Genomic DNA, 7,940 nt, shown 5'->3' on the forward strand with positions numbered 1-7,940 from the left:
TACGATAAATTATACTCGCTTAACGATGTGTCCAGTATTAGTGGTAGGGATCAAGTATAGAGGACCGGGACGGAATTTCCGTGATTCTAGAAGATGACTTTGCATTCAAGGCCAATTTTTTCGATGTTGCGCTTGATTTGATTTCAAAGCTTGATGGGGACTTTGATATTGTTTGCTTCGATTGTATCGAGTCAGATAGTTGTTCTTCGGATGAAGTGTTACCGGGTTTGTTCAGAACGCATGGTAAAAGCTTTCCTTTTTATAGGGGTAGTCACTGTTTGTTTGTAAATAATAGACGTGTTCCCAAGATACTGGATGTGATCAAGCGGTCTAAAGTCAAGGATTATGACGGATTTTTGTTTTCTACAAACGAGTTGAATGTGTGGGTTGCTTCCACAGGTAGATCCCAGGTTATATATTTAGGGACCGATATAGATTGCGTTGGCGGGTTTATGGTTAAAGTAAGGGGTGTCTATAGGCGGGTCCTTTATTTGCTCTTTGAAAAAATAACAGTTGAGTGAAAGTGAGTCGGAGACTGTTACGAGGTTCAATTGATACTGAAAATTTGACCACAATTTAGGATATTGCTCAGTACAATCACTCGATTGCATTCGGGCTCCCTCCATTGTTGTACTGCGTTGTCTCTGAGTTACAAGCTCTCGTGCGCACTCAACCCTATCAAGGTCATGTATATCGACCCCCCGTGCCGCGCTGTAAGGTTAAAGTGTTTAACATAGGCATGCTGAGTCGGTATAGCTGGCTGAATATAAAGCAGTGTAATTTGATGTTAATTTAAACGGTCGGGGTAGGTAAGCATTTTACATGCTTTTTCAGTTTAAATATTGTCTTTTTCAACTGTCAAAAGTGTGAAGATTGGGAGCTTTACAAATCATGCAGGTAGGCCGCATTGTATGTTGTATTTGATGTCATCAAGTCATTGTAACTTTACATTAGGGCGAGTGAGAAATAGGTAATATCATATTTATCAATATGTTAGGGTTTTTTTGTTCGACTTTATATGAACTACCCTTCTAAAGCTTTCGAATAAATAAGCGACACTAACAAATTTCTGCATGTTGGCACATACTGCTACCCCGTTTTTTCGTGTTGCTTCGGCTTATCTTACACAAGAATGCTCTTGGCAGTATGTGCAGGGAGTAAGGCGTTAGTGACCAACTGGAGATGCCGTGTTTTTTACTCAAAGCGCCGAAGATGCTCACTGCATCAATATGAACGACCCAGATGAGCCTTTAGGGCGTGTAGCGCCTCAGCCATTCGAATTGGAAGATTTGGAGTGGCCGACGGCTGAGCATTACGTGTTGGCTATGCGTTTTGAGCGCGAGGCTGACCGCGAGGCGGTTCGGCAGGCGCCAACATTGGAGCGGGCGCGTAAGCTGGCAGGTGGTTGGTTTAAGAAAAAGCGCCCTAACTGGAAAGCCGAGCAGCCTGTATTGATGAGCCGCGCGCTTTACACTCAGTGTTTAACTTATCCCGAGATGGCGCAGGCGCTGTTGGATACTGGCGATCAGGTGTTGTTGGAGGATAGCCAGTTTGATTATTACTGGGGTATTGGCCGCGACCGGCGCGGTGAGAATCATTATGGTCAGGTTTTGATGAATATCCGTGAGCGCTTGCGTCAGCGAGCCGCCGAGTAAGTTTTAGTCACTGATAATACTATTCAGCCAAATATCCAATAGCACGTCACCGTCGCGCAGTAAGTCTACGTCTTGGTTGTAGGGTTCTAGGTGCAGCTGTAGTAGGCCTTTTAAATACGCCCAAAAGCTGGTGGCGAGTGCTTCGGGGTTGGTGTCGGTGGGTACTTTGCCTGCGGCGTGCAGTTGCTTAAACGCCGTTTTAAAGCTATCGCGCATTTGTTGGTGGCGGGATGCTAAAAAGCTTTGCAGTTCGCTGTCGTTTTCCAGTCGTTCTACTCCCAGTAAAATCATCCGCAACGCCTGCATGAGTGCGGCGTCGTTGAGGGTGGCCCCCAATTGAGATTTAATCAGCTGCTTAAATTCGCGCCCATTGCCACGGGTGTTGTTCAGTGTTTTCACAATGCTGGCGTGGGGGGCGGCGGCGTCTCGCTGCCACAGGGCCATAATTACCGCGTCTTTGTTGGCAAAGTGCCAGTAGAGTGCGCCCCGGGTAACGCCTGCGCGGCTGGCGATGTGGTTGAGGGTGGTCTCGTTAACGCCTTGGGTTTGAAACAGCCAAGCGGCGGCGTCTAGCAGCTGATTTAGGGTTTTTTGGGCGTCGGCTTTGGTTTTTCTGGCCACAATTACTTTGCCTGCAGTGAATGGGTGAGGGCGCCGTTACTATATGTGCTCGCGGTAGGCGAATTTACCGAGTTTACGGCTATGGTTAAATTTGTGCGCTGAGCTATCTTTAAAGATTGTGTTGTCATTAACTTTTTGTATAATACAAACATACATGAATGTATGTAAATAGCGAGAAGCTGCTTTTTGGGTGACATGATCTCTAGCGCGGAGCCGTCCGTATCTTAAGAGCTTGCAAGCGCTCGCGAGTCATATAGCCCGTTACACCTCACCACTTTTTTGGGAACCCGAAATGAAAGCGATGTCTGTGTTGCTACTGAGCGCTGTGTTTGCCCTCAGTGCCTGCGAAAAAGCACCTGCTACCGATGCGCCAGCCGAGCAGGTGCAACCGGCCAAGATTGTTCAGGCGCAGTCTGCGCATCTTAACGCCATGCGCAGCTTTCCCGGTGTGACCGAGGCAACGCAGCATTCGGAGTTGGCGTTTCGGGTAGGCGGGCAGCTGGAGTCGTTACCGGCAAAGCCGGGCATGAAGTTCGAGGCCGGTGATGTGTTGGCGCAATTGGATAAGGCGGTGTACGCCAATAACTTGGCCGACCGGCAGGCAAAGTACGATCTGGCGAAATCGCAGTACGATAAAATTAGCTCGCTGCTGGCAAAAAATTACACCAGCGACTCGGCGGTGGAAGAGGCCGAGGCCAACGTGCGTGCCACCAAGGCGGCGCTGGCCGACGCTCGCGATAACCTTAAATACACCACCTTAAAGGCGCCGTTTAACGGTGTGATTGCGCATGTTGGGGTAGAGAACCACCAAACAGTGGCGGCCAATCAGGTGATTTTGGAGTTGCAAAGCGTGGATACCCTGGATGTGCGCTACAGCGTGCCCGAGAGTTTGCTTGGGCGTATTAAGCCCACCGTGGACCCTAAAGATATTTGCGCTCAGGTCAGCTTTAACGCCTACCCAGACCACAGTTACCGTGCGTGCTTTAAGGAGTACGAAACCAAACCTGACCCGGTGACGCGCTCGTATACCGTGGTGCACACTATGGCGCGCAATCAAGATTTTCCGGCATTGCCGGGTATGGCAGTGACGGTCAGTTTGGATCTTACCCAGCTTCTTGCCGGCGAAAACATTACCGGCGTACTGGTGCCTATCGAAGCGGTATTTGAGGTGGAGGGCCAAGCCTACGTCTGGCGCGTTGACAGTAACCAGCAAGTGCACCGGGTTGCTGTGGACGTCGGGCAAGTACAGGGCGATTACCTTTACTTGTTGGACGGTTTGCAGCCGGATGATTCGGTGGTGGCGGCAGGTGTTAGCTATTTGCACGAGGGCGATAAAGTCCGCGCCTTAATTAAAGAGCGCGGACTATAGGAGACGGTCATGCAATTAACCGAATATACCCTTGCCAATCGCACTGTTGCCTGGATGGTGGTCGCGCTGTTGGCGCTAGGCGGCGTGTTTGCTTTTAATGGCTTGGGTCGCTTAGAAGATCCGCAATTTACCATTAAGCAAGCCATTGTCGTTACCCAATACCCGGGCGCCTCGTCGCAAGAGGTAGAAGAGGAGGTGACGCTCCCCATAGAAAATGCGATTCAGCAGTTACCTTATGTTGATCATATCGTCTCGACGACCACGGCGGGTATGTCGCAGGTTGAGGTAGAGATGAAAAGCATCTACCGCAAAGATGACTTGGCGCAAATCTGGGATGAGATGCGACGCAAAATTAACGACATGGCGGGCACGTTGCCACCCGGCGCCGCGGCCCCGATTATTAACGATGATTTTGCCGATGTGTACGGGATGTTTTTTGCCGTTACCGGAGAGGGCTATAGCTTTGATGAGTTAGCCGATTACACCGATTATCTGCGCCGCGAGTTAGTGTTGGTGGATGGCGTAGGCAAAGTCGTTGTTGGTGGACGACGCATCGAGCAAGTCTACATCGAGGTCGACCGCGCTAAATTGGCCGCCTCGGGCTTTTCGGTCGATACCATTAGCCAGGCGTTGCAAGGGCAAAACCTAGTATCGGATGCCGGCCACATAGAGGTCGGGCGTGAATACTTGCGCATTAGCTCGGTGTTGCACGGCGGTGAGGGGTTGCAGGCACTTAGGTCACTGTTGCTGGGTAACGCCAACGGCCAGCTGGTGTACCTGACGGACGTGGCTACGATCAGTAAAGGCTACCGCGAGCCACCGTCACATTTGTATCGGTTTAATGGTCGGCAGGCGTTAACACTGGGGGTATCGTTTGGTTCCGGTGTCAATGTGGTCGAGGTGGGTGCTGCGATTAAAGCGCGTTTACAAGCGCTTGAGTATGCCCAGCCGGTCGGCACCGAGATTACCGCTATTTACGATCAGCCCGGGCAGGTCAATGAGTCGGTCAGTAACTTTTTATGGAGCCTAGCGCAAGCGGTTGTCATTGTGGTGCTGGTGTTAATGTTCACCATGGGTTTAAAGCCCGGTATTATTATGAGCGCAACTTTGCTGCTCACCATTGCCGGCACGTTTATCGTGATGAATATTTTTGGTATTGAGTTACACCGTATCTCTCTTGGTGCGCTCATTATCGCTCTGGGTATGTTAGTGGATAACGCCATTGTGGTTACCGAAGGCATTATGATTAACGTCCGCCAGGGGATGCGTAAAACCCAAGCCGCTATTCGCATTGTCTCGCACACTCGCTGGCCGTTACTGGGGGCCACCGTTATTGCCATTACCGCGTTTGCGCCTATTGGTTTATCGCCCGATGCCAGTGGTGAGTTTACCGGCAGCTTATTTTGGGTGCTGCTGATTTCACTGTTTTTTAGTTGGGTGCTGGCGGTAACCCTTACACCGTTTTTCTGTTTTTTATTGCTCGGCAAGCGCGGCGCCGATACTGCTACAACCTCGGACTCAAAAACCGCAGACCCCTACGCCCCTTACCAAGGTAAAATGTATCGCGGCTACCGCAAGCTGCTGCATTTTTGTTTGCACTTTCGCGCGCTAACCATGTTACTGATGGTCGCGCTGCTAGTGTCGGCCGTAATGGCTTTTACTCAGGTAAATCGAGCGTTCTTTCCCGATAGCTCACTGCCGATGTTTATGGTGGATTACTGGCTGCCCGAAGGCAGCGCCATACGCTCCACCGAAGCGGATGTTAAAAAGCTCGAAGCCGATGTGTTAAAACTCGATGGCGTTAAGCAAGTAACCGCGACCATCGGTCGTGGCGCCGAGCGCTTTATGCTTACCTACGCACCCGAAAAAACCTACCCAAGCTACGCTCAGCTAATGATCGAGACCGACAACTTTGCACAAATAGACGGTACGGTCGCGGCGATTGAGCGACTGTTAAAAAACCAGTATCCGCAGGCTTTTACCCGCATTAAACGGCCTTCGGTGGGTCCCTCAACAGCGGCTAAAATTGAGGCGCGCATCAGCGGCCCGGACCCGGCAGTGTTGCGCCAACTGGGTGACCAAATGATCGCGCTGTTCAGCAGCAACCAGCACGCCAGTAACATTCGGCAAAACTGGCGCGAGCGCACTAAAGTATTGCGGCCGGTATTTGATGCCGCAGCGGCACAGCGATTGGGAATTACCCAAACCAATTTAGACCAAGCCATCAAAATGAACGTCGAGGGCGTTAGTATTGGCGTGTTCCGCCAAGGGGCCGATTTACTCCCCATTATTATTCGCCCACCGGCCAGCGAGCGGCACGGGGTCGATCAGCTCGATCGGGTGCAAGTGTACAGTCCGGTTAGCCAGGGCTATGTAAATATCGGTCAGTTTGTGCGCTCGGTCGAGCTCGACTGGGAAAACCCTCTGATTATGCGCCGCGATAAAAAACGCACACTCGCGGTGTTGGCTGATCCGACCGCCGACAGCAACCCGTTTGAATTGCATGCCGAATTGCGTGGCCCCGCCGAGGCCATGGAAATGCCCCTAGGCTACGAGTTGGAGTGGGGTGGCGAGTACGAAGCGCAAGAGAAAGCCAACAAAGCCGTCTTTGCTTTTGTACCCCTAGGGGTGTTGGTGATGATCGTGGTGAATATTGTTATGTTTAACTCGATCCGGCAAACCTTAGTGATTTGGCTCACAGTGCCTCTGGCGATTGTCGGTGTCGCTTGGGGGCTGTTAATCGCCGGTGCGCCCTTTAGCTTTACCGCCTTGCTCGCGGTACTCAGTTTGGTGGGTATGCAAATTAAAAATGGTATTGTCTTGGTCGAAGAGATAAAGCGCCTTAATGATGAAGAGCAAGTGCCTTGGTCCGAGGCCATCTCCCTTGCCGCCGTGAGCCGTTTGCGGCCGGTAAGCATGGCGGCGTTAACGACGATCTTAGGCATGATTCCGCTGTTGGGGGATGTGTTCTTTAAACCCATGGCGGTAACCATTATGGCGGGGTTGGGGTTTGCCACAATCCTGACGTTGATTGTGGTGCCGGTGTTGTTTGCGTTGTTTTATCGGGTTAGGGAGTAAGGGGGGGACACTAGCGCGGGCTTTTTATAGGCTGCTCTCTCTGTCGCTCCGTGCCATTCACCTTGTCCCTGTTTTCCTACCCACTAAAATAGGCCAGCGCTCGGCTGGCTGCAGGGGGCCCAAAAGCGGAGTGTCGCAGTAGGCTCTGGTTTGCGTAAAACATCACACCTCTTCCACCTCTCTTGCTCCTAACCTCAATCCATGGCACGATTTACCACTTTAAAGCGCACGCTTTGTCACCGATGCTCAAAGGAAATTGACCACAATACAACGGGTTAGCCAGCTAGGAAGGTTAAATAAAAAGACCGCGACCAGAATAATAACGCGCATGCACACTTTCCTCCCTCCTGATTTGGCAATATAACCCTTGTAGCCGCTGTAAAACCAAAGGCTTAGGTCTATATCCTCAATTTTTACCGGAATGATAACGCGCATGCGCGATATACAAATGTTAGATTTTTAAGAGAGAACTATGGATATTCTTAATAATGCATGGGTGGTAGGTATTGGAGGAGGCCTTTTGAGCGGCCTTCTTGTAACTCTAATTACCCGATACATCTTTTCGAAGAAAGATGACAAGGAGTATGTGCAAAAACTCGCCACGGTGAATAAGGAAGTTGTGTACGCACTTCGACCTGGAATTTCTGAGGGCCACATTCCTGATGAAGAAGTACTGTCTTCCTTAATTAACGCAACAGCGAGAAAATACAAAGTGGCTCGTGATGATGTGTTTAGGCCAAAACAGATTGCCGAAGAATTAATTAAAGAAATATTGGACTCAAGTTTCATCTCATCAGAAACGAAAAAAACTATTGTGAAACGTTGGCTCACTTAATAAAAGAAAGAGAGCAAGCCTCTCAAGCACTAGACCTAAAAACCGTAGAGGAAGTAGAACGCAAAATTTCGGAATCTGACTATAGAAGTCGTCTGGTAACAAGAATGAGTGGAATTCTCGGTTTAACTGCTGCGATGGGAACGATGTCTGTTACTCTAATTAAAGACTTGAGTATTTCTTCTGACGGCGGAATTTCTAAAATATTCGATCTCGCTGCTCCAAGTTTTACTGTTGTATTAGCAACTATGGTCGCAATGATATCGATGGTTCTAGCTATGAAATTGAAAACATTAAAAGGTGATGATTCGGAAAATGTCAATGATAAATCTAATCGGGTAGCCGGAGGTGTCTAGCCTCCAGCCCCCACAACACCCTGCATGCG

The 7,940-nt window shown here is 50.0% G+C and carries 7 protein-coding genes; 6 read left to right on the plus strand and 1 reads right to left on the minus strand.

Annotated elements, in window-relative coordinates:
* Positions 1-80: 80 nt before the first annotated feature.
* The gene (locus AACY82_RS17645; protein ID WP_339618172.1) at positions 81-521 is read left to right on the plus strand and encodes a hypothetical protein; all 441 of its coding nucleotides are present in this window, start codon (positions 81-83) and stop codon (positions 519-521) included.
* Between the two features lie 666 nt (positions 522-1,187).
* Positions 1,188-1,655 carry an NADAR family protein gene (locus AACY82_RS17650; protein ID WP_339618173.1) on the plus strand — a complete coding sequence of 156 codons (468 nt, stop codon included), beginning with the start codon at positions 1,188-1,190 and terminating at the stop codon, positions 1,653-1,655.
* A 3-nt stretch (positions 1,656-1,658) separates the two neighbouring features.
* On the opposite strand, the gene AACY82_RS17655 is transcribed toward AACY82_RS17650, so the two are convergent.
* On the minus strand, positions 1,659-2,276 hold the full coding sequence (locus AACY82_RS17655; protein ID WP_339618174.1) for a TetR family transcriptional regulator: 618 nt from the start codon (positions 2,274-2,276) through the stop codon (positions 1,659-1,661).
* Between the two features lie 292 nt (positions 2,277-2,568).
* Between AACY82_RS17655 and AACY82_RS17660 the strand changes: the two genes are divergently transcribed.
* The 4 genes from AACY82_RS17660 (at position 2,569) to AACY82_RS17675 (ending at position 7,911) form a co-directional block, all read left to right on the plus strand.
* Positions 2,569-3,645 (plus strand): efflux RND transporter periplasmic adaptor subunit, encoded by a 1,077-nt coding sequence (locus AACY82_RS17660; protein ID WP_339618175.1) that lies wholly within the window; start codon positions 2,569-2,571, stop codon positions 3,643-3,645.
* A gap of 9 nt (positions 3,646-3,654) precedes the next feature.
* Positions 3,655-6,723 carry an efflux RND transporter permease subunit gene (locus tag AACY82_RS17665; protein WP_339618176.1) on the plus strand — a complete coding sequence of 1,023 codons (3,069 nt, stop codon included), beginning with the start codon at positions 3,655-3,657 and terminating at the stop codon, positions 6,721-6,723.
* Between the two features lie 472 nt (positions 6,724-7,195).
* The gene (locus tag AACY82_RS17670) at positions 7,196-7,558 is read left to right on the plus strand and encodes a hypothetical protein (RefSeq protein WP_339618177.1); all 363 of its coding nucleotides are present in this window, start codon (positions 7,196-7,198) and stop codon (positions 7,556-7,558) included.
* Positions 7,546-7,911 carry a hypothetical protein gene (locus AACY82_RS17675; protein ID WP_339618178.1) on the plus strand — a complete coding sequence of 122 codons (366 nt, stop codon included), beginning with the start codon at positions 7,546-7,548 and terminating at the stop codon, positions 7,909-7,911. Before AACY82_RS17670 ends, AACY82_RS17675 begins: the two co-directional genes overlap by 13 nt.
* Positions 7,912-7,940 lie beyond the last annotated feature (29 nt).

The organism is uncultured Gilvimarinus sp. (assembly GCF_963972205.1).
Taxonomy (GTDB): domain Bacteria; phylum Pseudomonadota; class Gammaproteobacteria; order Pseudomonadales; family Cellvibrionaceae; genus Gilvimarinus; species Gilvimarinus japonicus.

Excerpts from the sequence above, each read along its gene's own strand:
- AACY82_RS17660 (WP_339618175.1), top strand. The coding sequence starts at position 2,569 with ATGAAAGCGATGTCTGTGTTGCTACTGAGCGCTGTGTTTGCCCTCAGT.
- AACY82_RS17665 (WP_339618176.1), top strand. The coding sequence starts at position 3,655 with ATGCAATTAACCGAATATACCCTTGCCAATCGCACTGTTGCCTGGATG.
- AACY82_RS17670 (WP_339618177.1), top strand. The coding sequence starts at position 7,196 with ATGGATATTCTTAATAATGCATGGGTGGTAGGTATTGGAGGAGGCCTT.